Origin of the sequence: Arthrobacter sp. HY1533 (assembly GCF_027568515.1) — a bacterium.
Lineage (GTDB): Bacteria > Actinomycetota > Actinomycetes > Actinomycetales > Micrococcaceae > Specibacter.
This window is the reverse complement of sequence record NZ_JANKZF010000003.1, coordinates 194,086-220,216: the sequence shown is the minus strand read 5'-3', so window position 1 is coordinate 220,216 and position 26,131 is coordinate 194,086. Positions and strand designations below refer to the sequence as shown.

General features: G+C 66.6%; 20 protein-coding genes. 15 read left to right on the top strand and 5 right to left on the bottom strand.

What is annotated here, in order from left to right; all coding sequences use genetic code 11:
* The first annotated feature begins 54 nt into the window (after positions 1-54).
* The 8 genes from mnmA to PCK14_RS04175 all read left to right on the top strand — a co-directional run bounded on the left by mnmA (position 55) and on the right by PCK14_RS04175 (position 9,350).
* On the top strand, positions 55-1,194 hold the full coding sequence (gene mnmA / locus PCK14_RS04210; RefSeq protein WP_269937210.1) for a tRNA 2-thiouridine(34) synthase MnmA: 1,140 nt from the start codon (positions 55-57) through the stop codon (positions 1,192-1,194).
* Positions 1,195-1,393: 199 nt separating this feature from the next.
* The gene (locus tag PCK14_RS04205) at positions 1,394-2,011 is read left to right on the top strand and encodes a TIGR03086 family metal-binding protein (protein WP_269937209.1); all 618 of its coding nucleotides are present in this window, start codon (positions 1,394-1,396) and stop codon (positions 2,009-2,011) included.
* A gap of 135 nt (positions 2,012-2,146) precedes the next feature.
* Positions 2,147-3,778: an ABC transporter substrate-binding protein gene (locus PCK14_RS04200; protein WP_269937208.1), complete on the top strand. Its 1,632-nt coding sequence runs from the start codon at positions 2,147-2,149 to the stop codon at positions 3,776-3,778.
* A 156-nt stretch (positions 3,779-3,934) separates the two neighbouring features.
* Positions 3,935-5,017 carry an ABC transporter permease gene (locus tag PCK14_RS04195; RefSeq protein WP_269937264.1) on the top strand — a complete coding sequence of 361 codons (1,083 nt, stop codon included), beginning with the start codon at positions 3,935-3,937 and terminating at the stop codon, positions 5,015-5,017.
* Position 5,018: 1 nt separating this feature from the next.
* Positions 5,019-5,960, top strand: a complete 942-nt coding sequence (locus tag PCK14_RS04190; RefSeq protein ID WP_269937207.1) for an ABC transporter permease — start codon at positions 5,019-5,021, stop codon at positions 5,958-5,960.
* Positions 5,957-7,666 carry a dipeptide ABC transporter ATP-binding protein gene (locus tag PCK14_RS04185; protein ID WP_269937206.1) on the top strand — a complete coding sequence of 570 codons (1,710 nt, stop codon included), beginning with the start codon at positions 5,957-5,959 and terminating at the stop codon, positions 7,664-7,666. The genes PCK14_RS04190 and PCK14_RS04185 overlap by 4 nt, the downstream gene beginning before the upstream one ends.
* A gap of 89 nt (positions 7,667-7,755) precedes the next feature.
* The gene (locus PCK14_RS04180; protein ID WP_269937205.1) at positions 7,756-8,244 is read left to right on the top strand and encodes a chorismate mutase; all 489 of its coding nucleotides are present in this window, start codon (positions 7,756-7,758) and stop codon (positions 8,242-8,244) included.
* Positions 8,241-9,350 (top strand): hypothetical protein, encoded by a 1,110-nt coding sequence (locus PCK14_RS04175; protein WP_269937204.1) that lies wholly within the window; start codon positions 8,241-8,243, stop codon positions 9,348-9,350. The genes PCK14_RS04180 and PCK14_RS04175 overlap by 4 nt, the downstream gene beginning before the upstream one ends.
* Before the next feature lie 24 nt (positions 9,351-9,374).
* Here PCK14_RS04175 and PCK14_RS04170 read toward each other — a convergent pair whose 3' ends face one another.
* Genes PCK14_RS04170 through PCK14_RS04150 form a run of 5 tightly spaced genes read right to left on the bottom strand, consistent with a single transcriptional unit; the run spans position 9,375 to position 15,177 of the window.
* A complete protein-coding gene (locus PCK14_RS04170) occupies positions 9,375-10,667 on the bottom strand; it encodes a DUF58 domain-containing protein (RefSeq protein WP_269937203.1) in 1,293 nt (430 codons plus the stop codon).
* A gap of 18 nt (positions 10,668-10,685) precedes the next feature.
* Positions 10,686-11,765: an AAA family ATPase gene (locus tag PCK14_RS04165; protein WP_269937202.1), complete on the bottom strand. Its 1,080-nt coding sequence runs from the start codon at positions 11,763-11,765 to the stop codon at positions 10,686-10,688.
* Positions 11,762-13,057 (bottom strand): DUF4350 domain-containing protein, encoded by a 1,296-nt coding sequence (locus PCK14_RS04160; protein ID WP_269937201.1) that lies wholly within the window; start codon positions 13,055-13,057, stop codon positions 11,762-11,764. The genes PCK14_RS04165 and PCK14_RS04160 overlap by 4 nt, the downstream gene beginning before the upstream one ends.
* Complete coding sequence (locus PCK14_RS04155) at positions 13,054-13,728, bottom strand: DUF4129 domain-containing protein (RefSeq protein WP_269937200.1); 675 nt, start codon at positions 13,726-13,728, stop codon at positions 13,054-13,056. Before PCK14_RS04155 ends, PCK14_RS04160 begins: the two co-directional genes overlap by 4 nt.
* Before the next feature lie 12 nt (positions 13,729-13,740).
* A complete protein-coding gene (locus PCK14_RS04150; protein ID WP_269937199.1) occupies positions 13,741-15,177 on the bottom strand; it encodes a DUF7847 domain-containing protein in 1,437 nt (478 codons plus the stop codon).
* Between the two features lie 315 nt (positions 15,178-15,492).
* On the opposite strand from PCK14_RS04150, the gene mtrA reads away from it, so the two are divergent.
* The 7 genes from mtrA to secA all read left to right on the top strand — a co-directional run bounded on the left by mtrA (position 15,493) and on the right by secA (position 26,002).
* Complete coding sequence (gene mtrA, locus PCK14_RS04145; RefSeq protein ID WP_269937198.1) at positions 15,493-16,167, top strand: MtrAB system response regulator MtrA; 675 nt, start codon at positions 15,493-15,495, stop codon at positions 16,165-16,167.
* Between the two features lie 34 nt (positions 16,168-16,201).
* Complete coding sequence (gene mtrB / locus PCK14_RS04140; protein WP_269937197.1) at positions 16,202-18,163, top strand: MtrAB system histidine kinase MtrB; 1,962 nt, start codon at positions 16,202-16,204, stop codon at positions 18,161-18,163.
* Positions 18,163-19,914, top strand: coding sequence for an LpqB family beta-propeller domain-containing protein (locus PCK14_RS04135; RefSeq protein ID WP_269937263.1), 1,752 nt, complete (start codon positions 18,163-18,165; stop codon positions 19,912-19,914). Before mtrB ends, PCK14_RS04135 begins: the two co-directional genes overlap by 1 nt.
* 166 nt (positions 19,915-20,080) lie before the next feature.
* Entirely contained in the window at positions 20,081-21,022 is a 942-nt protein-coding gene (locus tag PCK14_RS04130; RefSeq protein ID WP_269937196.1) for a ComF family protein, read from the top strand.
* A gap of 127 nt (positions 21,023-21,149) precedes the next feature.
* Positions 21,150-21,845 carry a ribosome hibernation-promoting factor, HPF/YfiA family gene (hpf, locus tag PCK14_RS04125; RefSeq protein ID WP_269937195.1) on the top strand — a complete coding sequence of 232 codons (696 nt, stop codon included), beginning with the start codon at positions 21,150-21,152 and terminating at the stop codon, positions 21,843-21,845.
* A 39-nt stretch (positions 21,846-21,884) separates the two neighbouring features.
* Positions 21,885-23,096 (top strand): winged helix-turn-helix domain-containing protein, encoded by a 1,212-nt coding sequence (locus tag PCK14_RS04120; RefSeq protein WP_269937194.1) that lies wholly within the window; start codon positions 21,885-21,887, stop codon positions 23,094-23,096.
* A 113-nt stretch (positions 23,097-23,209) separates the two neighbouring features.
* Positions 23,210-26,002, top strand: coding sequence for a preprotein translocase subunit SecA (secA, locus tag PCK14_RS04115; protein ID WP_269937193.1), 2,793 nt, complete (start codon positions 23,210-23,212; stop codon positions 26,000-26,002).
* Positions 26,003-26,131: the final 129 nt, after the last annotated feature.

Below are 26,131 nucleotides of genomic sequence, written 5' to 3'. Positions count from 1 at the left end.
GATCTCGACAGGCACCGGGCACGCAAGAATTGACCATGAATTGAAAGGCAAGTAATGCGAGTATTGGCCGCCATGAGTGGCGGGGTTGACTCCGCCGTCGCAGCAGCACGCGCGGTGGATGCCGGGCACGACGTCGTCGGCGTCCACCTGGCGCTCTCCCGCATGCCCGGAACCCTGCGCACCGGCAGCCGCGGCTGCTGCACCGTGGAGGACTCCAACGACGCGTGGCGTGCCTGCGACAAGCTCGGCATTCCGTACTACGTCTGGGACTTCTCCGAACGGTTCAAGGAGGACGTGGTCCAGGACTTCATCGACGAATACGCCGCCGGCCGCACGCCCAACCCGTGCATGCGCTGCAACGAGCGCATCAAGTTCGCCGCACTGCTGGAAAAGGCCATCGCCCTGGGCTTTGACGCCGTCTGCACGGGCCACTACGCCAAGGTCATCACCGACGCCGACGGCAACCCGGAGCTGCACCGTGCCGCGGACTGGGCCAAGGACCAGAGCTACGTGCTGGGCGTGCTGACCCACGAACAGCTCAAGCACTCCATGTTCCCGCTGGCCGACACCCCGTCCAAGGCCGAGGTCCGCGCCGAAGCCGAGGCCCGCGGCCTCTCCGTGGCCAAGAAGCCGGACTCCCACGACATCTGCTTCATCTCCGACGGCGACACCGCCGGCTGGCTGGCCGAGAAGATTGAGATGACCGACGGCGACATCGTCGATGAAACCGGCAACAAGGTGGGTGGCCACACGGGCGCCAACCAGTTCACCGTGGGCCAGCGCCGCGGCCTGAAGCTCGGCACCCCCGCCGCCGACGGCAAGCCCCGCTTTGTGCTGGAGATCCGGCCCAAGGAAAACAAGGTCGTCGTGGGCCCGCACGCGCTGCTGGCCATTGACTCCATCCAGGGCATCAAGGTCTCCTGGGCCGGGCTGCCCATCGCAGAAGTGGCCACCGGCGAGGAGTTCGATTGCTACGCCCAGGTCCGCGCCCACGGCGACCCCGTTCCGGCCCGTGCCTTTGTCACCGAGGAAACGGACGACGCCGGCACCCGCCAGCAGCTGCACGTCACCCTGGTTGAGCCGCTGCGCGGCGTGGCCCCAGGCCAGACCATTGTGCTGTACCAGGGCTCCCGCGTGCTGGGCCAGGCCACGATTGACACCGCACGCTCCCTGGCCCGCCCCGAACTGTCCTAGCCCACGTCCCAACGCGGCATCACTTGACGTCGGCTTTTCGACAACCCCGCATCACCCCGTGGTGCGGGGTTGTCCTTTTTGCTGTTCTTGCTGATGCCGCGTCCGGGGATGGGGCAGGGCAATGACACATCCAGCCGCGGCTTGTGCCACTGGCGTAAACTTCCATTACAGGTGACTTGGATCACGGAAGGTTTACACAATGCCCCCGCACACAATTCCCAACCCGCTGCAGTATCTGGGCGGTGCACTGAACCAGTGCGCTGAAATCATTGGCGCAATCTCGGCCAACCAGGCCGACTGGCCCACGCCCTGCGCTGAGTGGACCGTCCAGGATCTCCTGCACCACCTTGTGGTCCAGGACCTGCACAACTACAGCATCATGGCGCGCGGCCACAACGTTGACCCCCTGGCCTCCGAGGCCACCGTGGGTGCCGACTGGTCCACACGGTTCAGCGACGGCGCCGCACTGTTGATGAGGGCCTGGGCCACGGCTGACCTGAGCACCCAGGTGGCGCTGCCCGGAGGGGGAGAGGCGCCCCTGCGCAGCCGCATAGGCCTGCAGATCACCGAGTTCACGGTCCATTCCTGGGACCTCGCCAGGGCAACCGGCGTGCCCGTGAATCTTGACCCGGTGCTGGCTGAACAGTCCCTGGCCTGGGCGCAGCGGACGCTCAAGCCGGAGCATCGAAGCGTTGAAAAGGGCATTGGCCCGGAGGTCAGGGTCCCCATTGCCGCGGATCCCTATGCGAAGCTGGCCGGCTGGTTTGGCCGCAGCCCGTACTTCAGGGCGGGCCCGCATGCCAATTCGCTTGCATAACCATCCGGTTGCAAAATCACCGGGCGTGCCGGGAGGGGGCGGCAAGTCTGGTAAGACTTAACCATCAGGCAAGTGGTGCAGGTCACACAATGATGTGTGGCCTGTTCCATGGAATCCACAAGAGAAAGATTGCTGATGGCTAAGAAGAAGTTTGGATTCAATGCGGTGCTCGCCGTTGCAGGTGTGTCGGTCCTGGCCTTGACGGCCTGCACGGGACCAACAGGCGGCGGCACGGCGACAGGTGGAACCACGGGGGGACCCGTCGTGGTTGGCACCACGGACAAGGTCACATTCCTTGACCCCGCATTCTCCTACGACAACGGCTCGTTCATGGTCATGAACCAGATCTACCCGTTCCTGCTGAACTCGGCGCCCGGCAGCGCCGACCCGAAGCCCGACATTGCCGAGTCCGCGGAGTTCACTTCACCCACGGAGTACACCGTCAAGCTCAAGGCCGGGCTCAAGTGGGCCAACGGCACGGACCTGGACTCGAAGGATGTGAAGTTCACCTTTGACCGGCAGGTCAAGATCAACGACGCCAACGGTCCCGCCACCCTGCTGGGCAACCTGGACAGCGTCACCGCCCCCGATGCCACCACAGTGGTGTTCAAGCTCAAGACGCCCAACGACCAGACCTTTGCCCAGGTGCTGACAAGCCCGGTGGGCCCCATCGTCGATGACACGGTATTCAGCCCCGACAAGGCCACCGAAGACGATGCCATCATTGCCGGCAAGTCATTCGCCGGCCAGTTCACGATTGATTCGTACAAGAAGAACGAGCTCATTTCCTTCAAGAAGAACCCCGACTACAAGGGCATGCTCGGGGCGGCAAAGTCCGACGCCGCAACCGTGAAGTACTACGCGAACTCCAACAACCTCAAGCTCGACGTGCAGCAGGGCAACATCGACGTGGCGTGGCGCAGCATGACCGCCACCGACATCGAAAGCCTGAAGAAGGATGACAAGGTCCAGGTGGACATCGGACCCGGTGGCGAGCTGCGCTACATTGTCTTCAACTTCAACACCATGCCGTTCGGGGCCACCTCCGCCACACCCGATGCCGCCAAGTCGCTGGCCGTTCGCCAGGCTGCTGCAGACCTGGTGGATCGGGAAGCCATTGCCTCCCAGGTGTACAAGGGAACCTACCTGCCGGCTTACTCGTGGGTTCCGCAGGGATTCACCGGCGCCATCGAGCCCATGAAGGAGGCCTACGGCAACGGCAGCGGCGGTCCGGATGCGGACAAGGCCAAGAAGACCCTGGCAGACGCCGGCGTCACGACCCCCGTGACCCTTGACCTGCAGTACAACCCCGACCACTACGGCCCGTCATCGGCCGACGAGTACGCCCTGGTCAAGTCGCAGCTGGAAGCCGGTGGACTGTTCAAGGTCAACCTCCAGTCAACCGAGTGGGTGACCTACCAGAAGGAACGCGTCAAGGACACCTACCCGCTGTACCAGCTGGGCTGGTTCCCCGACTACTCCGACGCCGACAACTACCTGTCACCGTTCTTCAGCTCCAACAACTTCCTGAAGAACCACTACGACAACAAGGACGTCCAGGCCAAGATCGAGGAGCAGCGCTCCACGACCGATCCCGCCGCGCGGACCAAGCTCATCGAGGACATCCAGACCGCAGTGGCGAAGGACATTTCCACGCTGCCGCTGCTCCAGGGTGCCCAGGTGGCCGTTTCCGGCAAGAACGTCAGCGGTGTCAAGACAACCCTGGATGCATCGTTCAAGTTCCGCCTGGGCGTCCTGTCCAAGTAGGGACGCCTCGGTGGCCGCAGTGCATCCGGCCACACTGCAACGGGCGGGGCTTTCTGCAAGGAATGCCCCGCCTTTTGCGCGGCCCCGGATGCCAGCGGCGCAAGACAACTGCATCCAACAGCTCAGCAACACAGGAATCAGGCGCACATGACCGCAATGATTGACCTGCCGGTGGAGGAACCCGCCGCGCAGGCACCCAAACGTAGGAACAAGTCCGGGGGGAGCTTGGGCAAATACCTCTTGATAAGGTTTCTGCTGATTTTCCCCACCATCCTCATACTCGTCACGATGGTGTTTTTCCTGATGCGGATCACCGGCGATCCCATCACGGCGGCCCTGGGCGGGCGGCTGCCACCTGAACAGCTGGCCCAGCGCATCCACGAGGCGGGCTACGACAGGCCCGTCATGGTTCAATACTTTGAATACTTGGGCCAACTCCTGACCGGCAACTTTGGCCGGACCATTTCCGACAACCTGCTGGTGACGGACATGCTGGCCACCTACGGGGCCGCAACGCTTGAACTGGCCGTCAACTCCCTCATCGTGGCCCTGGCCGTGGGCATTCCGCTGGGGATGCTGGCAGGCTACAAGCGCGACAAATGGCAGGATGCCGTGCTGCGCGTGTCAGCGATCCTGTTCTACGCCACGCCTGTCTTCTTCGCCGGACTGCTGCTGAAGCTGGTCTTTGCCGTCTGGCTTGGCTGGTTGCCGGTGGCTGGGCGGTCCGGAACGTCCACCGAGATCGCCATGACGCAGCTTGCCTCGCCCACCGGAATCTACTGGCTCGACGCACTGCGCAGCGGAAACATGGCGGCCTATTGGGACGTGGTCCAGCATTCGGTGCTGCCGGCCGTTGCCCTGGGCCTGTTGACGGCTGGCATCTTCCTGCGCCTGGTCCGCACCAACGTCATCGGCACGCTCGGCAAGGACTATGTGGAAGCCGGCCGTTCCCGCGGCGTCAGTGAATTCCGGCTGGTCACCAAGCACGCCTACAAGCCGGCCCTGATCCCCATCATCACTGTCATGGGCCTGCAGATTGCCCTGCTCCTGGGCGGCGCCGTGCTGACCGAAACAACGTTTGAATGGAAGGGCCTTGGTTTCCAGCTGGCCTCCTACCTGACCGCCCGCGACTTTGTGGCCGTTCAGGGCATCGTGGTCCTGCTGGCCGTGATCGTGGCCATCAGCAACTTCATTGTGGACGTCATTGCGGCGCTCATCGACCCGAGGGTGAGGTACTGACATGGCCCAGGCAAATGAATCCTTCTTCAGCCGCCTGCCCGTCGTGGCGCACCTGCGCAAGAGCGTGGGGCTGCAGCGCGGCATGCTCGTGGCGGGCATCGCCATCACCGCTGCCTTCCTGCTGACCGCTGCCTTCGCGCCGCTCATAGCCCCCTACGGCTTCAGCCAGGGGTTCAGCGAAACCCAGTCGCCGCCGTCGTCCGCCCATATTTGGGGCACGACGGCGGGAGGCTACGACGTCTTTTCCCGCACCATTTGGGGAGCCCAGACGGCATTCCTGGTGGTGGTGATTGCCGTGGCGCTGTCCATCTTCGCCGGCGTCATCCTCGGCCTGGTGTCGGGGTACTTTGGCGGCTGGGTGGACCGGGTCCTGGTGGTGGTCAGCGACGCCATCTACGCCTTTCCAACGCTGCTGCTGGCAATCGTCATGTCCATCACCATCAGTCGCGGCAGCTCAAGCCTGTGGGGCGGCATTTTCTCGGCGGCCATTTCCATCACTGTCGTGTTCATCCCGCAGTACTTCCGGGTGATCCGGGCCGAGACCATCCGGCTGAAGGCTGAACCGTTCGTGGAATCCGCCATCGTGGTGGGCGCCTCGAGCGTGCGCATCATGGCCCGCCACATTTACAAGAACGCCACCAGGACGCTGCCGCTGATCTTCACGCTCAACGCCTCCGAGGCGATCCTGACACTGGCGGCGCTGGGCTTCCTGGGCTTCGGCATCGAACCCACCTACGCGGCCGAATGGGGTTACGACCTCAACCGGGCGCAGTCCGATGCAACCGCCGGGATCTGGTGGACAGGGGTTTTCCCCGGCGCTGCCATTGTGTTGACGGTGCTGGGGCTTACCCTGCTGGGCGAGTCCATGAATGACCTGAACGACCCCCGGCTGCGAGGACGCAGGCGGGCCGGAAAGAAGAAGCAGGAGTTGGTGGACGCATGAGCCGGCACAGTGAAAAGCCAGGTGCCACAGCGGACGGAGTGCGCCCGGTGCTGGACATCGCGGACTTGAAGGTCACCTTTGCCACCGACGCGGGGGACGTGTTTGCCGTCAAGGATGTGTCCCTGAGCGTTGCGCCCGGGGAGATTGTGGCCATTGTGGGCGAGTCCGGCTCCGGCAAGACCGTCACGGCCAAGGCCATCCTTGGCCTGCTGCCGGAGACGGCCCAGAGCAGCGGCGCCGTTGTCATCTCCGGCAACAATGTCATCACCGTCAGCCCCGCCCAGCTGCGGGCCATCCGCGGCCGGGACGTGGCCATGGTGTTCCAGGAACCGTCAACGGCCCTGAACCCCGTCTACACGGTGGGCTGGCAGATTGCCGAAGGGCTTCGGGCCCACCGGCCCGAGGGAAAGCGTGTGGGGAAGAAGGAAGCCCGCAAGCTGGCCATCGAGGCATTGGGCAAGGTGGGCATCCCCGACCCGGAAAAGCGGGTGGACTACTATCCGCACCAGTTCTCCGGCGGCCAGAAGCAGCGCGTGGTCATTGCCGCCGCCCTGGCCCTGAACCCGGGCCTGATCGTCGCGGACGAGCCCACCACGGCCCTGGACGTCACGGTCCAGGCCGAGATCCTGGAGCTGCTGCGTGACCTGCGTGACCGCTACGGGACCTCCATTGTTCTGATCACCCACAACATGGGGGTGGTGGCCGACCTGGCCGACCGCGTGGTGGTCATGTACCAGGGCGACGTGGTGGAAGAGGCCGGTTCCGAGGCGCTCTTTGCCAACCCGAGGGAGGAGTACACGCAAAAGCTGCTGGCCGCCGTCCCGCACCTGGGCCGCAATTCCGCTTCGGAGGGCTTCACGGAGCGTGCCTTCCAGGACAAGGAGGTGCTGGTCCGGGCCACGGACTTGGAAATTGAATACCCGGGACGCCTTGGCAGCCCGGCGTTCAGGGCAGTGGACAAGGTGTCCTTCACCATCAGCGCCGGGGAGGTGTTCGGCCTGGTGGGGGAGTCCGGTTCCGGCAAGACCACCATTGGCCGGGCCATTGCCGGGCTGAACCGCACCACGGGCGGCTCGCTGAACGTGCTGGGGTACGAGATGCGCGACTACCGGGAGCGCACCTTCCGGCCGCTGCGCAAGGACATCGGCTTCGTGTTCCAGGACCCCGCGGCATCCTTCAACCCGCACCTGACCATTGGTGAATGTGTTGCCGAGCCGCTGGCCATCCACACCAGCCTGGGCGGCCCCGCCATCACCAAAAAGGTGGAGGAACTGCTCGAGTCGGTGCAACTGCCGCGCGGCTATGCCCGCCGCTTCCCGCACGAACTCTCCGGCGGTCAGCGCCAGCGTGCCTCGCTGGCCCGGGCGCTGGCCCTGCAACCCAAGCTGCTCATCGCCGACGAGCCCACATCGGCCCTTGACGTGTCGGTGCAGGCAAAGGTGCTGGAGCTGTTCCTGGAGATCCAGGCAGAGCTGGGCTTCGCGGCCCTGTTCATCAGCCACGACCTGGCCGTGGTCGACATCCTTGCCGAATGGGTCGGTGTTCTTTACAAGGGCCGGCTGGTGGAACAGGGGATTGGCAACCAGGTCATGGGCAATCCACAGCATGACTACACCAAGCGACTGATTGCCTCGCTGCCGGTGCCCAACCCGGCCGAGCAGGCCGAGCGCCGGGCCATCCACCAGGCGCTGATCGCGGCCAAGTAGGACTCTGCAACCCTGCAGGCGGCTGACAGTGGGCGGTGCCCGCGTGGACATGAATTTTGTCCGCCCGGTGCACCGCCTAAACTGTCCCTATGACCGAACCGAGCCACCCGCAGCATCTGTCCGTCGACGACTTTGACCCCTCCGCCAGCTCCCTCACGGGCGCCGTGGACCCGGCCGTCATGGCGGAGCTGCTCTCGATCCGCTCCAGCATTGACAACTTTGACGCCACCTTGGTGTACCTGCTGGCCGAACGCTTCAAGGCCACCCAGCGTGTGGGCATCCTGAAGGCCACGCACCAGCTGCCGGCGGCCGACCCCAACCGCGAGAAGGCCCAGATCCAGCGCCTGCGCGCCCTGGCCGAATCGGCCAACCTGGACCCGGCGTTCGCGGAGAAGTTCCTGAACTTCATCATCAGCGAGGTCATCCACCACCACCAGGCCATCTCCGACAGCCACTCCGCCGTGGCCGCCACCGGTGTGGTGCCCGTGGTGAGCCTGGATGGCCAGGGCTTCGTTGCCGATCCCCATGCCGCGGCGCACGCCACAGCCGGGGACGACGCCGGCACGCAGGCCACGTGAGCCACTCACCCAACGCTTTTCCCGGCCACGCGACAGCCACGGCCCTGGGCCAGTGGCCCGGCACCGACCCCGTCGAGGCGGCCAAGGTCGCCCTGGGCGTTTTCCCTGCCCCGCACCTGCCGGAACTGGCTGCCCTGCCGGGCCGTGGCACAGGTTCCGACGCCGTGGGCCGCACCGCCGCGATGCTCGTGGAGCTTCCCGTCGACATCCAGCCCTACGGCTGGCGCTTTGCCGACCGGCCGGGACTTGACCAGCGCCGGGCCGTCTCGGCCCTGTCCACGGACATCAACGTGCTGGCCGACGTGGTGGGTGCAGCGGGCGAGGTCCCCGCACAGTTCAAGGTCCACGCCATGGGGCCGCTGTCCCTTGCGGCGTCCATCCACCTCCACTACGGGGAACGCGCGCTGCGCGACCACGGAGCCCGGCGCGACATTGCGGACTCCCTGGCAGCCGGGCTGGCGCTCCACGCCGCCAAAGTGGCGGCGGCCGTGCCCGGGGCCGCACTGACCCTGCAGATCGATGAGCCGTTCATAGCAGCGGCCGCGGCCGGCACCATCCCCACCGCCTCCGGCTACCGGACCCTGCGTTCCATCCCCGCAGCGGAACTGCGCCACACTTGGAGCACCTTGGTGGATGCGGCGCGGGCCGCAGGCTTCGCCACGATTGCCCTCAACCTTGCCCCCGGCGATGCCGGCCAAGGGTCAGCGGCCCGCCCCGGGGAAACGGAACCGGCCGCCGCGGAAGCCGCCGCGTGGCGCATGGCGCTGGACACGGCCATCGACAGCGGGGCCGACGCCGTTGCGCTGCCCCTGCAAAACCTGGACACGGGCCACTGGGAGCAGCTGGCCGGCGCCATTGAATCCGGCCTCGGTGTGTGGGCAGGGACCGTTCCTGCCGGTGCCGGCGGCGTCCTGCCGCAGTACTCCGTCCTGGTGGAGCGGATCATGCGCCCGTGGCGCGGACTCGGCCTGGAGGAGTCGCGGCTGCAGCAGCTGCGCATCACGCCCGAATCAAGCCTGGCGCAGCTTTCGCCGCAACAGGCCCGTGCGGTGCTGGGCCGCACCCTCGAGGTGGCCGACGCCCTGGGCGGCATCCAAAACAACTAGCCCATTCCCTCGCGGCCCGGCCGGTCAGAGGCGGCCGGCGGCCTTGAGCCGGATGTACATGTCTGCCAGCTGCGGGGGAAGCTCCTGCGGCGGCGCATCAACCACCTCCACCCCCGACTGCTTTAGCACGGCCGTGATGGCGGCCCTGCGGTTCAGGGCGTGTTCGGCGGCGGCGGCGCGGTAGGCGGAGGTGGTGCTGGAACGGTCCATGCGGGCCTCGTCCACGGCAGGGTCGCGGACGGCAGCGACCACCACCACATGCTTGTGGGCCAGCTGCACCGCCATGGGGATCAGGCCCTCCTCGGCAGCGCCGGCATCCAGGGACGTCACGAGGACAACGAGCGCCCGGTGGGCCGTGATGTCGCGGACCTGTCCGGCGATGGCCGGTGCGTTGAGCTCAATCAGCTCCGGTTCCAGGGGCGCCAGCGACTGCACCATGGCATTGAGCATGTTTCCCTTGCCCGTGGAGGAAACCTTGGCCCGGACACGGCGGTCGTAGGCCAGCAGGCTGACCCGGTCGCCGCCGCGCTCCGCCAGCACGGCCAGCAGCAAGGAGGCCTCAATTCCAGTGTCCAGGGCCGTCTCGTCCTGGATCCTGGTCGCCGAGGTGCGGGAGGTGTCCAGCACGACCACCACGCGCCGGTCCCGTTCCGGGTGCCAGGTGCGCACCACAACGTCCCGGCGCCGGGCGGTGGCACGCCAGTCGATGGAGCGGACATCGTCGCCGCGGACGTAGTCGCGGAGGGAATCAAACTCCGTGCCCGCCCCCCGGATCTGCACGGCCGCCCGGCCGTCCAGCTCGCGCAGCTTGCGGAGCTTGGAGGGCAGGTGTCGTTTGGAGTGGAACGGCGGGAGCACCCGCAGCGTGCCCGGCGCCGCGATGGTCCGCTGCCTTGCGGCCATGCCCAGCGGGCCAAAGGACCTGACGGTGACGTGGTGGGTCAGCAGGTCCCCGCGGCGGGAGGGCAGCAGCGCAATGTGCAGTGCTGTCCGCTCACCGGGCCGGATGCGGACCTGCTGGAGCGCGTTGGAGGCCCCTGCAGAGGGTTGCCAGCCGTCCTTGACCTGTGCGCGGAGCAGGCGCGGTGACTCGTTGGACAGCCGCAGCACGGCGGATGCCCGCTCGCCCAGGCGGACGCCGGCGGGCAGGGTGCGCTGGAGCGCCACACGGCGGGGGGATGCTGCGAGGCTGAGATCAAGGACCAGCACGGCGGCCAGCACACCCAGCGCCGCCAGCCACGTGGCCACGCCAGGCAGCACGACGATGGGCACGAGTGCCGCGAGTGCCAGGGCAAGGAAGCGGCCCGATATTGCCATGTTCGCGCTACTTTCCGGTCAGCGGGGGACCGGCACTGTGGCCAGGATGGAGAGCAGGATGTGGTCGGCGGACACGCCGTCCATCTCGGCCTCGGGGCGCAGTGCCACGCGGTGCCGCAGCGTGGGCAGGGCCAGGGCCTTGACGTCGTCGGGCGTGACGAAGCTGCGCCCGCACAGCCAGGCGTAGGCGCGGGCCGACTTCAGGATGGCCGTGGCCCCGCGCGGGGAAACGCCCAGCTGGAATGACGGGGCCGTGCGGGTGGCCCGCACCAGGTCCACAACGTAGGCCAGGATTTCCGCGGCCACGCCCACCTGGGCAACCTCGTCCCGGGCCGCAGCGAGCTCGGCGGCCCCGGCCACGGGGCGCACCCCGGCGGCGTGCAGGTCCTGCGGGTCAAAGCCGAGGCTGTGCCGTCGGATCACCTCAATTTCCTCATCCCGAGCGGGCAGCTCCATGGTGAGCTTGAGCAGGAAGCGGTCCAGCTGGGCCTCGGGCAGTGGGTAGGTGCCCTCGTATTCCACGGGGTTCTGGGTTGCGGCCACCATGAACGGCGACGGCAGCCGGCGCGACACTCCGTCCACCGAGACCTGGTGCTCCTCCATGGCCTCCAGCAGCGAAGCCTGGGTCTTGGGTGGCGTCCGGTTGATCTCATCGGCCAGCAGGATGTTGGTGAACACGGGACCCTCGCGGAACGTGAATGCCGAGGTGCTGGCGTCGTAGATCAGCGAACCGGTGACATCGCCGGGCATGAGGTCGGGGGTGAACTGCACTCGCTTCGTGTCCAGGCTCAGCGCCGTGGACAACGCCCGGACCAGCAGGGTCTTGGCCACGCCGGGCACGCCCTCAAGCAGCACATGCCCGCCGGCGAGCAGGGCGATGAGCAATCCCGTCACGGTTGCGTCCTGGCCCACCACAGCCTTGGCCACCTCACCGCGCACGGCCAGCAGCGCCGCGGCGGCGTGGCTGGCGCCAGGCTGCGATGCCGGGGGAGCCTGCCGGGGTGCCTCGGGTGCGGCTTGCCCGGACTGCTGCCAGGCCTCCGGCGTCGGCTTCTGCAGGTCCAGTGCGGCGGGCTGCTCCGGGTGGGGTGTAGTCATCGGCGGGCCACTTCTTCCTCTAGGGCCGCAAGTTCAACGGCCAGGCTCATCATGTCTTTGTCGGTTTTGGGGGCGTCGCCCAGCAGCAGGGAATTGACCTGCTGGCGGTTGCGCCCTGTTGCGGTTGCCACGGCATCGACCACGGCGGCCGGCTCGGCCGTGTGCCCCAGCCGCAGCTTGTGTGCCAGCCGGGTCAGCGTGGCGTGCTGCAGGGTGCGCCCGGCGGTCCCGGAGGCGCGTGCGTCCTGGTAGAGCCGGGCCCGGCCGGCCAGGGTCTCGGAGGCCTTCACCACCACGGGCAGCGGCTCGGTGACGAGGGGCCCGTTGCGGCGCCCCTTCCAGAGCATGCCCAGCAGGGCCACGAGCAGCAGCCAGGCCGTGGCAGGGAAGATCCACTGCGGCGTGAAGTCGGCAAGTGAGGGTGGCTGTTCCGCCACGGGAACATCCTTCAGCGACGCCGTGTACCAGAGCAGCTCGGGCGTGCTGCCCAGGAGCCTGAAGGTGAGGGCGGCGTTGCCGCGGCTTGCCAGGTTTTGGTTGATGACAATGCCCGGGCTGCCCAGCACGGCAACGGAGCCGGTGGTGTCCAGGGCCAGGTATCCGCCGCTGTTTCCGGTCCCCGCCCCGTCCGGGACGAAGCACGTCTGCGCGCCCTTGTAGAGCTGCAGGGCGGTCCGAACGGGTGCGATTCCGGCGATGGCAGAGACGCCGCCGTCAATGGTTTGGGCCGCTGCGGCGTCGGCGTTGCCACATCCGGCCTGCACGGCCGGGGTTTCAGAGGCAGAGCCGGCGCTGGTGATGCCGGCGTCCAGGGCCCCTGCGGCCAGCGGGCCCGGCGCAATGGCGACGAGCCGGCCGCCGGCGGAACGGACCGCAGCGGCCAATTCGCCCACCTGCTCCGTTGACAACAGCTGCGCCGGATCGTTGAACAACACGGTGCTGCTCCCGGAACCGTTGGCTGCAAGGGCTGCGGTGGTGCCGGCCAGCGAGTCCATGGCCGTGACGTTGACGCCCTGGCTGCGCAGCACCTCGGCCGCTGCCCGGGCGCCGGCGGGGGCGGGGTTCGTGATGGACAGTGTGGCGCTGCTGCGGTTGCCGGATCCTGCCGCAAAGAAGGCGATCAGCGACAGCACAATGAACACGGCGGCGCAGATGGCCCAAAACCTGCTCCGTCGCCACCAGGCCCGGGCACGCGCACGGTTGCCGGGGCCGGTGTCGCGGAACAGCCCGTCGGTGCCGGCGGCGGGTCCGGGTGTTGCGGCCTCCTGCGCCGGCGCTGCCTGTGCGCTCACGGCTGCACCGCCCCGGCCTGGTCGGCGTACACGGGTGTTGCCGCCGCGACGGCAGCGTCGGTGTCGGCCATCTGCCGGTACATGTCCGCCGTGGGTGTCTGCTGCCCATAGCGTGCGGCGTTGAACAGTTCGGCGCTGCGGTGCAAGGGCTCGGCATGGGCGGGGAAGGCACGTTCCAGCTCGGTGGCGACTTCGACGGCGGTGCGTCCCGGCGCCGGCATGCTGATGTCCCGTTCCTCGGCGGATCGGACCATGGCACGGAACTGCTCGGTGGCAGCTGCGCGGAAATCGCCCGCCTCGGCGGCTGCCCTGGCCCGGGCACGGTGTTCATTGGCGGAAAGCACCGCGGCGCCCTCAAACACCGCCGATTCTTGCGCCTTCCTGCGGTTCAGCCGGGGCCTGACAATGAGCACCACCGCGATAATGGCCAGGACTGCCACGGCGCCCACGATCACCAGGCCGGTCTGGCCAGGGGCGACGCCAACTTTCTGGAGCAGCTCCGCCAGCGCCTGCATGAGGAGTTGGCCAAGTTGCTCGGCCCAGCCCGGCTTGGCGTCCTGGTACAGCTGCTTGGCCAGCTCCTCCTGCGCCCACTGCCTGGCTTCGCCGGACCCGGGGACAACTGGCACCTCGGACGGGCGCAGCGCAGCGGCGGACAGGGGGAATGCCATGGGTGTCCGGACCTACTGCCCGTAGTTGCCGGGAGGCGGTCCCGGGGCGTAGGGGCCAGTGCCGGTTGTGCCCGTTGCATAGGGAGACGGCACAAAGGCGGCGGCGACGAGGGAGCCGGGGATCCCGCCGTCGTCCTTGCCCGACTCGGCCTCCTTCAGGAGGGTGATGTCAAAGCCGTCGCGCCGCATGCGCAGGTCCACGTAGATCAGGGCCATGACGCCCGTCTGGAAGGCGAGGGTGACGGCACCCACCAGGGCGCCGATGACGCCGGAAATGGCCTGGATGATGATCATTTGGGTGACGAGCTGCTCGGGTGTGGCCTCGGTGCCGAGCATCATGGGCGTCAGCAAACCGGCCAGGAAGGCGACGGGCGTGGTGATGATGCTGCCAATCACGCCGGCAATGATGGCCGCCAGCAGCGAGGTGCCGAAGGTGCGCCACCAGTTGCGGCTGGTCAGCTGCCAGGAACGCTTGACGGCGGCCACGGCGCCAATGTTCTCAACCACGACTGCCGCCGGGGCCACCAGGACCTTGGTTCCGAGCCAGATGCCTGCGGCCAAAAATGGCAGGCTCAGGAGCACGGCCAGGCCAATGATGCCCAGGACGCCGGTCTCGCTGTCGGGGGAGACGGCGAAGACCAGGCCCACGACGATCAGCGTATAAACCACTATCGCCACGACCATCGCCGCAGCGTAAAGCAGGGCCAGGACGATCAGGCTGCCAACCCGCGGCTTGGCCAGGCGCCACATTTCCCCAAAGGAGGTCTTGCGGTTCAGGACGGCGCGCAGCACGGGGATGACGAGGGCTCCCTGCAGGACCATCTGGATGATGACCGACAGGAATGCCGTCAGCAGGATTGAGACGGAATACGTGATGATTCCGCCGCCCAGGGCGGCAGCCGCGGCGGGGTCGGTTTCGTCAAAAGTGGAGTCGAAGCTGAGTAGCTGGCCCATGAACTGGCCGAAGGCGACGAACATGACCAGCAGCGTCACGGCCGTGGTGGCCAGCTGGAAGATCAGGGCCGAACCAAACATGGCCTTGCCGTTGCGGCGGGCGGCCTGGAACGCCCCGTCCAGGATCTCGCCCAGGCCCAGGGGGCGAAGCGGAATCACGCCGGGCTTGGGCGGGGCGGCATAGTTGTGCCCGAACGGCCCGGGCCCGCCCGGAAGCTCGCTCGGCCAGGGCTGGCGGCCTTGCTGCGGCTGGGCATACTGCCCCCACTGGGGTTGGGCGGGCTGCTGCGGCGGGCTGAACTGAGGCTGCACATACTGGGGATACTGCGGTTGAGCATATTGGCCGTACTGCGGCTGCGCGGGCTGTTCCGCTTGGCCCCACTGCTGCGCGGGTGGCTGCACAGGTGGCTGCACGGGCTGGCCCTGCGGCCACTCATTCGGCTGTCCTTCGTGGCCCTGTGGTTCCACGGGTGGTTGCTGCGGTTCCTGCGTCATGCTGCTCCCTGATTTTCTCCCCAGTAAATCTTTCCGCAGCCCCTGCCGTGCACGTGGCCGCGGCCGCTGGGGTGGCGCCCTGCGGTGGTTGTGGCAGTGGACATGGTGTGTGGCTGCGTCCACCTCAAACCCTATAGGGAAGTGCCGGGAAATCTCCGTGAATGGAGTCAGATTTGCACAAAGAGATGCCGCCGGCGCACATCCACCACCCTTCAGTGCCATCGAGAGGGGGCAGAACCGGCCGAATCGCCCCCGAAACGCCACTTGTGGAGCGTCGATGGGGACATTCGCGGTCCAATAGGCAAATATAGAAGCATGAAGGCACGCATCTTAGTTGTTGACGATGACGAGGCACTGGCCGAAATGATCGGCATTGTGCTCCGCAACGACGGGTTTGACCCCGTTTTTTGCGCCGACGGAGCCAAGGCCCTTGAGGTCTTCCAGGCCAACAAGCCGGACCTGGTCCTGCTTGACTTGATGCTGCCCGGAATCGACGGCATCGAGATTTGCCGGCTCATCCGCGCCGAATCCGACGTGCCCATCGTCATGCTGACAGCAAAGTCCGACACCTCCGATGTGGTCCGCGGCCTGGAATCAGGTGCCGACGACTACGTGGCCAAGCCCTTCAAGCCGGCCGAGCTCGTGGCCCGCGTCCGTGCGCGGCTGCGCCCCGGCGACGTCAAGGTCCCCGAGACACTCATCATTGGCGAGATCAGCATCGACGTGGCCGGGCATTCCGTGCGCCGCTCCGGCGAGAAGATCTCCCTGACGCCCCTGGAGTTCGACCTCCTGGTGGCCCTGGCCCGCAAGCCGTGGCAGGTGTTCTCCCGCGAACTGCTGCTCGAGCAGGTGTGGGGCTACCGCCACGCCGCCGACACCCGCCTGGTCAACGTCCACGTCCAGCGCCTGCGCTCCAAGATTGAACGCGACCCCGAAGCCCCCGAAGTTGTCCTGACCGTCCGCGGCGTGGGCTACAAGGCCGGGTCATAAGCCGCGGACATGGTGTTGCGGTGGTGAAGGGGCAATGAGCCAGGAGCAGTCCGGGAACGACGCCGTCACCCACCTTGGCGCCGTGCCGCCAGCTGGCGCCGCAGCCGAGACCGAATCCCCTGACGGGCCCGAGGCGCACGGTTCGCCCATCGCCGTCGTGCTGGCCCGTGCGCTGCTGGCACTGCGTGCGGCCGGCCGTGCCGTGGGCAGGGCGGCCCTGCGCCTGCGCAGCTCCTGGTCCCGGCAATGGCGCACGTCCCTGCAGTTCCGCACAGTGGTGACCACTCTGCTGATCGCCTCCGTTGCCGTGGTGGGCGTAGGCGGCTACCTGGCCGGCCAGATCTCCAACGGCCTGTTCAAGGAACGCCTCATCCAGGCCCAGCAGGACTCCGCCCGCGGCGTCACCCAGGTCCAGGAGAGCTTTTCCAACGCCAGCCTCAGCGACCAGACCCGCGTGTCCACCTACGTTGTGGACACGCTGAAACTGCTTGAAGTGGGCGGCGCGGACGACAACCGCAAGTACCTCATGGTCAAGATCCCGGGCCAGAACAGCCGCCTGGCCGTCAGCTCCTCGGACTCCGGCGGAGTCACCACGGCCATCATCCCCGACGAGCTGCGCCGCGCCGTCCAGGGGGATGCCGACGGCCAGTTCTGGCAGTCGATCGCCCTCCCGACCGGCAGTTCCGGGGCACACCCGGCGGTGGTGGTGGGCAGCCAGGTTGAGTTGCTCAAGACCAATTACGAGCTGTACATGATCTACGACCTGAACACGGCCCAGGAGACCCTGAACTACATCCAGTCCGTGCTGTGGCTGGCCGGAGCCATCTTGCTGCTGCTCATCGGCGCCATCGCCTGGTATGTGACCCGCACAGTGGTGAACCCCGTCAGCCAGGCAGCCGCAGTGTCGGAAAAGCTGGCCGCCGGCGAACTCGAGGAACGCATGGTGGTCAAGGGGGAGGACGAGATGGCCCGCCTGGCCACCTCCTTCAACAAGATGGCCACCTCGCTGCAGGACCAGATCACCGCCCTGGCCTCACTTTCGGAGATGCAGCAGCGCTTCGTCTCCGATGTCTCCCACGAACTCCGCACCCCGCTGACCACAGTCCGGATGGCCGCCGAGGTCCTCTACGACGCCCGCGAGGACTTTGACCCCATCAACAAGCGATCCTCGGAGCTGCTCTTCCACCAGGTGGAGCGCTTCGAGCTGCTGCTGGCCGATCTTTTGGAAATCTCCCGCTTCGACGCCGGCGTGGCCGATCTCGACGCCGAGCAGCTGGACATCTTCTCCGTGATCCATTCCGTGATCGACGGCGCCGCCCCCGTCGCCGAGGCCAACGGCTGCGAGCTTTCGGTGGTGACGCGCCTGCGCAGCCACAAGTGCGTTGTGGAGATGGACTCGCGCCGGATCGATAGGATCCTGCGCAACCTAGTCCTGAACGCCGTGGAGCACAGCGAGGGGAACCCCGTGAAGATCTTTGTCTCCGCCGACGACACCGCCGTGGCGGTGGCCGTGCGCGACTACGGGGTCGGCATGTCTCCCTCGGCGTTGCAACACGTCTTTGACCGCTTCTGGCGCGCCGACACCGCCCGCGCCCGCACCACCGGCGGCAGCGGCCTGGGCCTGTCCATCGCCATGGAAGACACCCGGCTGCATGACGGCTGGCTCGAGGCCTGGGGCGTTCCCGGCGAAGGCTCCTGCTTCCGGCTCACCCTGCCGCGCCAGCGTGGCGGGGTGCTGACGCATTCGCCTGTTCCACTGCCGCCCGACGGCGGCCAGGCCGGCCACGCGCCGTCGCTCACCACCGGCCCGCTCCTGACAAACACCGGCGCCATGGGTGTGGTGGGTGCACTCGGCAAGTTCAAGGCACCTGCGCACGATCCCGCCAGTGGCGCCATCCCGGCAGTCGACAGCCCCGCGGAGCTGGGTGCGCTGGGCAAGGGCGCCGACCACCACAACGGGCCCGGCGGCAATTCCCAGGAAAGGGTGGAGCCGTGATGGCACCCACGCACAGGAACCGGGGCGGCCGTCCCGGCGGCAGGCTGCGGCGGAACGGGGCGCTTGGCACCCTGGTGATGGCCGTCGTCGTGCTTCTGGCGCTGGCAGGCTGCGCCACCATCCCCATGAAGGGCACAGTGGGCAAGAGCGACCCCCTGGCCCCGCGGAACAACTCCGTCAACGTCAACTTCCAGCAATTTGCGCCGGTGGAGGACGCCTCGCCCGAGAGCATTGTGCGCGGCTTCATCGAGGCCGGCACGGGCCTGAACGACGACTTCCAGGTCGCGCGGCAGTTCCTGGCACCCGGGCTCGCGCAGTCGTGGTCCCCGGACCAGCGCACCCTGGTGTACCGGGACGCCTTCGCAGTGGCGCCGGGGACCGACAAGGACAATTACGTGCTGACCTTTGACGTGGTCTCCACGGTGGACTCGATGGGCGTGCTGACCCCGGAAGGCGAAGGCGCCAAGGAATCGGTGCAGATGACGCTGGAACAGGTGGACGGCCAGTGGCGGATCTCCAAGACGCCCAATGGCCTGATCCTCAGCGAAGCCACGTTCCAGACGCTGTTCAGCCCGTTCCCGCTGTACTTCTTTGACCCCACGTTCACCTACGGGGTGCCGGATGTGCGTTGGCTGGCCGGGCGGTCGTCGCGCACGCCCACCGCCATTGTGAAGGCCATGCTGGAAGGGCCCGCCCCCTACCTGAAGGGCGCCGTTGTGAGCGCCTTTCCCAACGGGATTGCGCTGGAGCGCGATTCCGTCCCGGTCAACAACGGCCTTGCCAAGGTGGGCCTGACTGCCGATGCACTGTTGGAGACCACCGTCAAGCAGCGCCAGCAGATGCATTCCCAGCTGCTCGTGACCCTGCAGAAGGCCCTCAGCACCGTCATTGAGGTGCAGTTCCTGGCCGACGACCGCGAAGTCGACATGGGTGGGCCCGTCGACGCCATCACACCCATGGTCATTGACAACCTGGTGCCGCCCACGCAGGTGGCCCTGTCCAACAATGAGCTGGTCAGCTTTGACGGCACCAAGATCACGGCCATCCCCAACATGCCCTCCGTGGCGGAGCTGCTCCCCACGGCGCCTGCCATCTCCTACAACGGGAAGCGGTTTGCCTTCCGTTCCGGCGGCAACCGGATCTACACGGTGGTGCCGGGCCAGCAGCCCGTTGTAGCCCTGTCAGGGGTTGCCATGACACCGCCGTCGTTCGCCCCGAACGGCTGGCTGTTCTCGGCTGCCGGGGACGGTTCCGGGACGGTGATGGCCATCAACCCGGACGACGGCGGCAAGCTGGGTGTTCCGGTCGTGCTGACGGTTCCGTGGCTCGTGGGACAGGAAGTCACCACGCTGCGCGTGTCCAGGGACGGCACGCGGGCACTTGTCATCTCGCAGGCCAACGGCGTCAGCCAGGTCAGCATCACCGGCATCTTCAAGTCCGGCGATGCGCCCAAGCAGCTCACCGAGCCCCTGTCCATGGTGCACACCGGATCACCGACCCTGGGGGTGTGGGCGGGGGAGTCGAGCGTCGCCGTCATGGCACCGTCCACAGTCGACCCGGTCTCCATAGAAATCCTCGACCTGGCCCGGACGCCCACCACCATGGATGAACTTCCCGGCCTGGAATGGCTCAGCGCAGGATCCGGGGTGCGCAATGTGCACGCCCAGACTGCCACCGAGTTTTACGCCAACGTGGGCAACAGCTGGGAAGTGGTGGCCAAGGAGCTGCGCCAGGCGTCGTTCGCAGGCTAAGGATTCAACGCCCGGCTTGGCGTTCCAGTGGACACCTCCGGTGGGTTGGCGGCCAGGGATTCGGACTGGCACAACGAGTCCTCCACAGGCAGGGCCGTGCGCGTGCCTATCCACAATCCCTTCAGGCGTGCTGGCGCAACTGAAGCGCTGCGGCCACGCTGGGGGCATGGAGACCGGTCCCGGGGTTGAGCATGGTGCGGATTCCGGGGCGGCTGGCGGCCCGGGCAGCCACGGCACAAGGGGCAGCCACCGCGCGCTGCCACGGCCGGCCTGGCTGCGGATGTGGACTGCCTGTGAGGCGGCACTGCGCGACTTTTTCTACCTGGTCATGCCCGCCGAATGCGCCGTCTGCGGCATGGAGGACCACGCACTGTGCGCCGAATGTGCCACGGAAATCCGCCGCCAGACGGCTGTGCCATTCCGTGCCGAGGCCACCGCGGATGCCCTTGTGGGTGTGTTGGGGGAGGCGCTGCTGCCGGTGGTCGCGGCCGGGAACTACCGTGATGCGCTGTCCGCAGCCATCCTGGCCTTCAAGAACCACGGCCGCACCGAGCTTGCGCCGGTCCTGTCCCGCGGCCTTGCCCGCAGCCTCGAGGCCGCGCTGGCCACGGAAGGCCACCCACCGGCAGGTGGCGGGCCCGTGCTGCTTGTTCCCGTACCCAGCACCGGCACTGGATGGCGACGCCGGGGATACGACCCCGTGGCGCTGTTGCTGCGGGCAATGCTCAGGGAGGGCCGGCTGCCCGCCGGGGCAATTGTTGCACCTGTCCTTGGCATCCGGGCCAGGCTGCCGTGGCGCCAACGGCACCAGAAGGGGCTGGGCCGCTCGGCGAGGCGCCGCAACGTGCGTAACACTATGAAAATCAGGGGGTGTGGCGTGTCCGGATTTCCGCTTCAAGCGAAGCCGAACGGACAGCGGGCCGTACTCGTTGACGATGTCCTCACCACGGGATCCACTTTGCGCGAAGCTGCCGAAACACTGGGAAAATCGGGGCTTGTCGTGGTTGCCGCGGCGGTGCTGGCAGCGGCCAGGGCACCCGATCAAGGCCACCCAATTTCCGCCGTGGAAGGACTCGCCCAAAATAAGTTTTCCGCAAAAGATGAATAAACGGTGCCAGTGAACTAACGTGAATGAACGGGTACCCCTTTCGAGGGGAAACCGCCCGTCGGCGGTCAGGATTGGCACACCAATCGCTACCCGGCCGCCGTGTCACCGAAGATATTTGGAGGGCACCATGGAGTTCATGATCACCGGTCGCAACTTGAGTGTTTCGGACCGATTCCGCGAATATGCTGGCGAGAAGCTCACGAAGATCGAACAGCTGGCCAACAAGGTCCAGCGGGTTGATGTGAAGGTTTCCAAGGAGAGCAAGGCACGCACAGCAGAAGCCCCCCTCACGGTGGAGCTCACGGTTCTGGGCCGGGGTCCGGTGATCCGTGCGGAAGCTGCCGCATCGGACAAGTTTGCTGCATTCGACCTGGCCTACGGAAAGCTGCTTGAGCGGCTCCGCCGGGCCAAGGACAAGAAGAAGGTCCACCACGGCAGGCACGCCCCCGTGGCCGTCAACGAGGCCACCGGTTCACTGCCTCCCGTCAGCTCCTCCGAACCGATCTACGCCCAGAAGGCTGAAGCGGTTGTCGAGGAAAAGTCGCCCTACGACATCGAGAACGACATCCCTGCCGGCGATTCGCCCGTGCTGATCCGCCGCAAGGTTTTCCCTGCCACGGCACTCTCACTCGACGACGCCGTCGACAACATGGAAATGGTGGGACACGACTTCTACCTGTTCATCGATTCCTCAACAGGCATCCCCTCGGTGGTCTACCGCCGCAAGGGATGGACTTACGGGGTCATTTCGCTGGATGAAAACGCCGCGGGGGTCGAGGAAATCTCCGCCTACCGCTCACCGGATGAGCCCGCCAGGGTTTGATCCACACACTGCCACCCACAAAACCCCGAAAGCCAAGGAATGATTGAACGGCTGAGCCTGCCACAGGCCCGCCGAATCGCACTCCAGGCCCAGGGACTGGCAAAGGTCCGGTCCACGGAACCCGTCACAGCACGGGCCGTGGGCCGGACCTTTGCCCGTCTGCAACTGGTCCAGATCGATTCGGTCAACGTTGTCTCCCGCAGCCACTTCCTGCCCTTCTTTGCCCGGTTGGGCAACTATGACAGGGACCTGCTGGCCACGCTGTCCTCCAGCGCACAGCGCAAGATGATGGAGTACTGGGCCCACGAGGCCAGCTTCATCAGGCCCGAGCACTTCCACGACCTGCGGGTGTGGCAAAGCCGCACGTGGGTCGGCTCCGAGAGCATGGAAGCGGCGCTGCGGGACAGACTGGAGGGTGAAATCCTCGAACTGCTTGGGCGCAGCCGGCCCTTGACCGCCCGCGAGGTGACTGCCCGGATCGGGCACGAGGAAGTCAGCAACAAGGACGAATGGGGCTGGAACTGGAACGCCGTCAAGCGCACCCTGGAGGGTCTCTTTGAAAAGGGTGCCGTAAGCGCGGCCGGGCGCACCGAACAGTTTGAACGCAGGTATGCCCCGACCGCAAAGGTGCTGCCGCCTGCGCTCAGGCACGACGGGGACAGCAGCCCCGACAAGTCCGAGGCCATGCTCCGGCTCATCGAGGCCTCGGCGCTTGCCCATGGCATCGGGACAGTCCGCTGCCTTGCCGACTACTTCCGCCTGCCGGTGCGCGAGAGTGCCGGCGCGGTGGAAACGCTCGTGCGCCGGGGCACCCTGCGCCCGGCCAGCGTGGCAGGCTGGAATGCCGAGCTCTATGTGCACAGTGATGCCGCCAGGCCCAGAAAGGCCGTGGCACGTGCCCTGCTGAGCCCCTTCGATTCCCTCGTTTTTGAACGGCGCCGCCTGGAGCAGCTCTTCGGCTTCCACTACCGGCTGGAGATTTACACCCCCGCGGAGAAACGCAGGTACGGATATTACGTGCTGCCCTTTCTGCTGGGCGAGAACATCGTGGCCCGCGTGGACCTCAAGGCGGACCGCCAGTCCGGCACCCTGCTGGTCCGGGGCGCCTTTGGCGAGCCGGACGCGCCGGCGCACACCGCCGTCGAACTTGCCGGGGAATTGGCGCTCATGGCCCAATGGCTGGGACTGGACGCCGTGGTGGTGCACCAACACGGGGATTTGGCCCCGGCCCTTGCCGAGGCCATGGCCTGAAACGGCCAGGCTGGGAACTTGCTGAATAGGGAAGCGGCTGTCCTGAAGCTGTGCCTCTTCTCACGTAGACTGAAAACGCCACTTTTAGGCAGCAATAGATTGGGAGCAATTTCGTGCCATCACTTCTTGAGCGGGTCCTTCGCACGGGCGATCGCAAGACGCTTAAACGACTCAACGTCCTGGCGGACGCCATTGATTCGCTGGAGGATTCCTTCCAGACCTTCACCGACGCCGAACTCCGTGAGGAAACCGACAAGCTCAAGGCGCGGCACAAGGACGGCGAAACGCTGGACGAGCTGCTCCCCGAGGCGTTTGCTGCCGTCCGCGAGGCCTCCTCGCGCACCCTGGGCCTGCGCCACTTCCGCGTCCAGCTCATGGGCGGCGCCGCACTTCACCTGGGCAACATTGCCGAAATGAAGACCGGTGAAGGTAAGACCCTGGTGGCCACGGCCCCGGCCTACCTGAACTCGCTGTCTGGCAAGGGTGTCCACGTGGTCACGGTCAACGACTACCTGGCGCAGTACCAGTCGGACCTCATGGGGCGCGTGTTCCGCTTCCTGGGCCAGAGCAGCGGTTGCATCATCTCCAACCAGGACCCTGCCGTCCGCCGCGCCCAGTATGCCGCGGACATCACCTATGGCACGAACAACGAATTCGGCTTCGATTACCTGCGCGACAACATGGCGTGGAGCAAGGACGAGCTGGTCCAGCGCGGCCACAACTACGCCATCGTCGATGAAGTTGACTCCATCCTCATTGATGAGGCCCGGACGCCGCTGATCATTTCCGGCCCGGCCTCGGGCGACGCCAACCGCTGGTATGGCGAATTCGCCAAGGTGGTCCTGCGCCTGAACGCCGACGAGGACTACGAGGTCGACGAAAAGAAGCGCACGGTGGGCGTCCTGGAGGAAGGCATTGAAAAGGTTGAGGACTACCTCGGCATTTCCAACCTGTACGAATCCGCCAACACCCCGCTGATTGGCTTCCTGAACAACGCCATCAAGGCCAAGGAACTGTTCAAGCGCGACAAGGATTACGTCATCATGGACGGCGAAGTCCTCATCGTTGACGAGCACACCGGCCGCATCCTGGCCGGCCGCCGCTACAACGAGGGCATGCACCAGGCCATCGAAGCCAAGGAAGGCGTGGAGATCAAGGCTGAGAACCAGACCTTGGCCACTGTGACGCTGCAGAACTACTTCCGCCTGTACGGCAAGCTCTCCGGCATGACCGGAACCGCCGAGACCGAGGCCGCCGAATTCATGGGCACCTACTCGCTGGGTGTTGTGCCGATCCCCACGAACAAGTCCATGCAGCGTGTGGACCAGTCCGACCTGGTGTACAAGAACGAGGTCGTCAAGTTCGACGCCGTCGTGGCCGACATCGTGGAACGCCACGAAACCGGCCAGCCCGTCCTGGTCGGCACCACCAGCGTGGAAAAGAGCGAATACCTCTCCAAGAAGCTGGCCAAGGCCGGCGTCAAGCACGAGGTCCTCAACGCCAAGAACCACGCACGTGAAGCAGCCATCGTGGCCCAGGCCGGCCGCCGCGGCGCCGTCACCGTCGCCACCAACATGGCCGGCCGAGGCACCGACATCATGCTCGGCGGCAATGCCGAGTTCAACGCTGTGGCTGAACTGGCCGCACGCGGACTCGACCCCGAGGAGACCCCGGAGGAGTACGAGGCCGCCTGGCACGACGCCTTCGAGGCAGCCAAGCTGGCCGTCAAGGACGAGCACGAGGCAGTCCTTGAGGCCGGTGGCCTGTATGTTCTGGGCACCGAGCGCCACGAATCCCGCCGCATCGACAACCAGCTCCGCGGCCGTTCCGGACGCCAGGGCGACCCGGGCGAGTCACGCTTCTACCTCTCGCTGACCGACGACCTCATGCGCCTGTTCAACTCCGGTGCCGCAGAACGCCTCATGTCGCGCTCCTCCATGCCGGACGACGTCGCCCTGGAATCCAAGCTCGTTTCCAAGGCCATTGCCTCCGCACAGGGCCAGGTCGAGGGCCGCAACGCAGAGCAGCGCAAGAACGTCCTGAAGTACGACGACGTCCTGAACCGCCAGCGCGAAGCCATCTACAGCGACCGCCGCCGCATCCTGGAAGGCGGGGACCTGCACGAAAAGGTCCAGCACTTCCTGGAGGACACGGTCAACGAGATCATCGACGCCTCCCTGAGTTCGGGCCATGCCGGAGAATACGACTTCGACACGCTCTGGACCAACCTGCGCACCATCTACCCCGTCACGGTCACGCTCGATGAGATCGCCGAGGAGGTGGGCGGCGAAGGCCGCATCACCCCCGAGCTGCTCAAGACCGAGCTGCTCTCGGACGCCCGCGTCGCCTACCAGGAACGTGAAGCGGCACTGGGCTCGGAGACCATGCGCGAGCTGGAACGCCGCGTGGTGCTCTCCGTCGTGGGCCGCAAGTGGCAGGAACACCTCTACGAGATGGACTACCTCAAGGAAGGCATCGGCCTGCGCGCCATGGCCCAGCGCGACCCGCTGGTGGAATACCAGCGCGAAGGCTACGAGATGTTCCTGTCCATGATGGCCGCCATCCGCGAAGAGAGCATCGGCTTCCTGTTCAACCTCGAGGTCCAGGTTGAAAACGCCCCGGAGACCGCCGTTGGTGTTGTCGCCGAGCAGCCGTCCGCGCTCATGGACCGGGTGGCCGGTGCATCGGGTGAAGCTGGCGAGCACGAGCACGAGCACGAGCACGCCGCTCCGCGGATCACGGCCCCCGGCCTGGAAGCCCCGGCCAAGCCCGCGCAGCTGCAGTTCACCGCCCCGGATGCCCAGGGCGACGCCGAAACCCACGTCGAGCGCCGCAGCGGAGACGGGCTGCCGCCGTCGGCAAAGCGCCCCGCCAGCAAGGGTGCCAAAAAGAAGAAGAAGCGCTAGCAGCCAACCCGGAATGCCGCCGCCCGGCGTTTCCACGGACCAACCGTGGAAACGCCGGGCGGCGTTTTTTGCATCCGGCCCAGGGCTGCCCAAACTCCATGGTGTCGCCTCCGGCCAACATCTGGCGCC

Bases quoted from the DNA above. Each gene is read 5' to 3' on its own strand.
- PCK14_RS04185 (WP_269937206.1), top strand. From the start codon at position 5,957: ATGAGCCGGCACAGTGAAAAGCCAGGTGCCACAGCGGACGGAGTGCGC.
- PCK14_RS04130 (WP_269937196.1), top strand. From the start codon at position 20,081: ATGGAGACCGGTCCCGGGGTTGAGCATGGTGCGGATTCCGGGGCGGCT.
- PCK14_RS04155 (WP_269937200.1), bottom strand. From the start codon at position 13,728: ATGGCATTCCCCCTGTCCGCCGCTGCGCTGCGCCCGTCCGAGGTGCCA.
- PCK14_RS04170 (WP_269937203.1), bottom strand. From the start codon at position 10,667: ATGGCAATATCGGGCCGCTTCCTTGCCCTGGCACTCGCGGCACTCGTG.
- PCK14_RS04180 (WP_269937205.1), top strand. From the start codon at position 7,756: ATGACCGAACCGAGCCACCCGCAGCATCTGTCCGTCGACGACTTTGAC.
- PCK14_RS04200 (WP_269937208.1), top strand. From the start codon at position 2,147: ATGGCTAAGAAGAAGTTTGGATTCAATGCGGTGCTCGCCGTTGCAGGT.
- mnmA (WP_269937210.1), top strand. From the start codon at position 55: ATGCGAGTATTGGCCGCCATGAGTGGCGGGGTTGACTCCGCCGTCGCA.
- PCK14_RS04205 (WP_269937209.1), top strand. From the start codon at position 1,394: ATGCCCCCGCACACAATTCCCAACCCGCTGCAGTATCTGGGCGGTGCA.
- PCK14_RS04165 (WP_269937202.1), bottom strand. From the start codon at position 11,765: ATGACTACACCCCACCCGGAGCAGCCCGCCGCACTGGACCTGCAGAAG.
- PCK14_RS04190 (WP_269937207.1), top strand. From the start codon at position 5,019: ATGGCCCAGGCAAATGAATCCTTCTTCAGCCGCCTGCCCGTCGTGGCG.
- PCK14_RS04120 (WP_269937194.1), top strand. From the start codon at position 21,885: ATGATTGAACGGCTGAGCCTGCCACAGGCCCGCCGAATCGCACTCCAG.
- PCK14_RS04150 (WP_269937199.1), bottom strand. From the start codon at position 15,177: ATGACGCAGGAACCGCAGCAACCACCCGTGGAACCACAGGGCCACGAA.
- hpf (WP_269937195.1), top strand. From the start codon at position 21,150: ATGGAGTTCATGATCACCGGTCGCAACTTGAGTGTTTCGGACCGATTC.
- PCK14_RS04135 (WP_269937263.1), top strand. From the start codon at position 18,163: ATGGCACCCACGCACAGGAACCGGGGCGGCCGTCCCGGCGGCAGGCTG.
- PCK14_RS04195 (WP_269937264.1), top strand. From the start codon at position 3,935: ATGATTGACCTGCCGGTGGAGGAACCCGCCGCGCAGGCACCCAAACGT.
- mtrA (WP_269937198.1), top strand. From the start codon at position 15,493: ATGAAGGCACGCATCTTAGTTGTTGACGATGACGAGGCACTGGCCGAA.
- mtrB (WP_269937197.1), top strand. From the start codon at position 16,202: ATGAGCCAGGAGCAGTCCGGGAACGACGCCGTCACCCACCTTGGCGCC.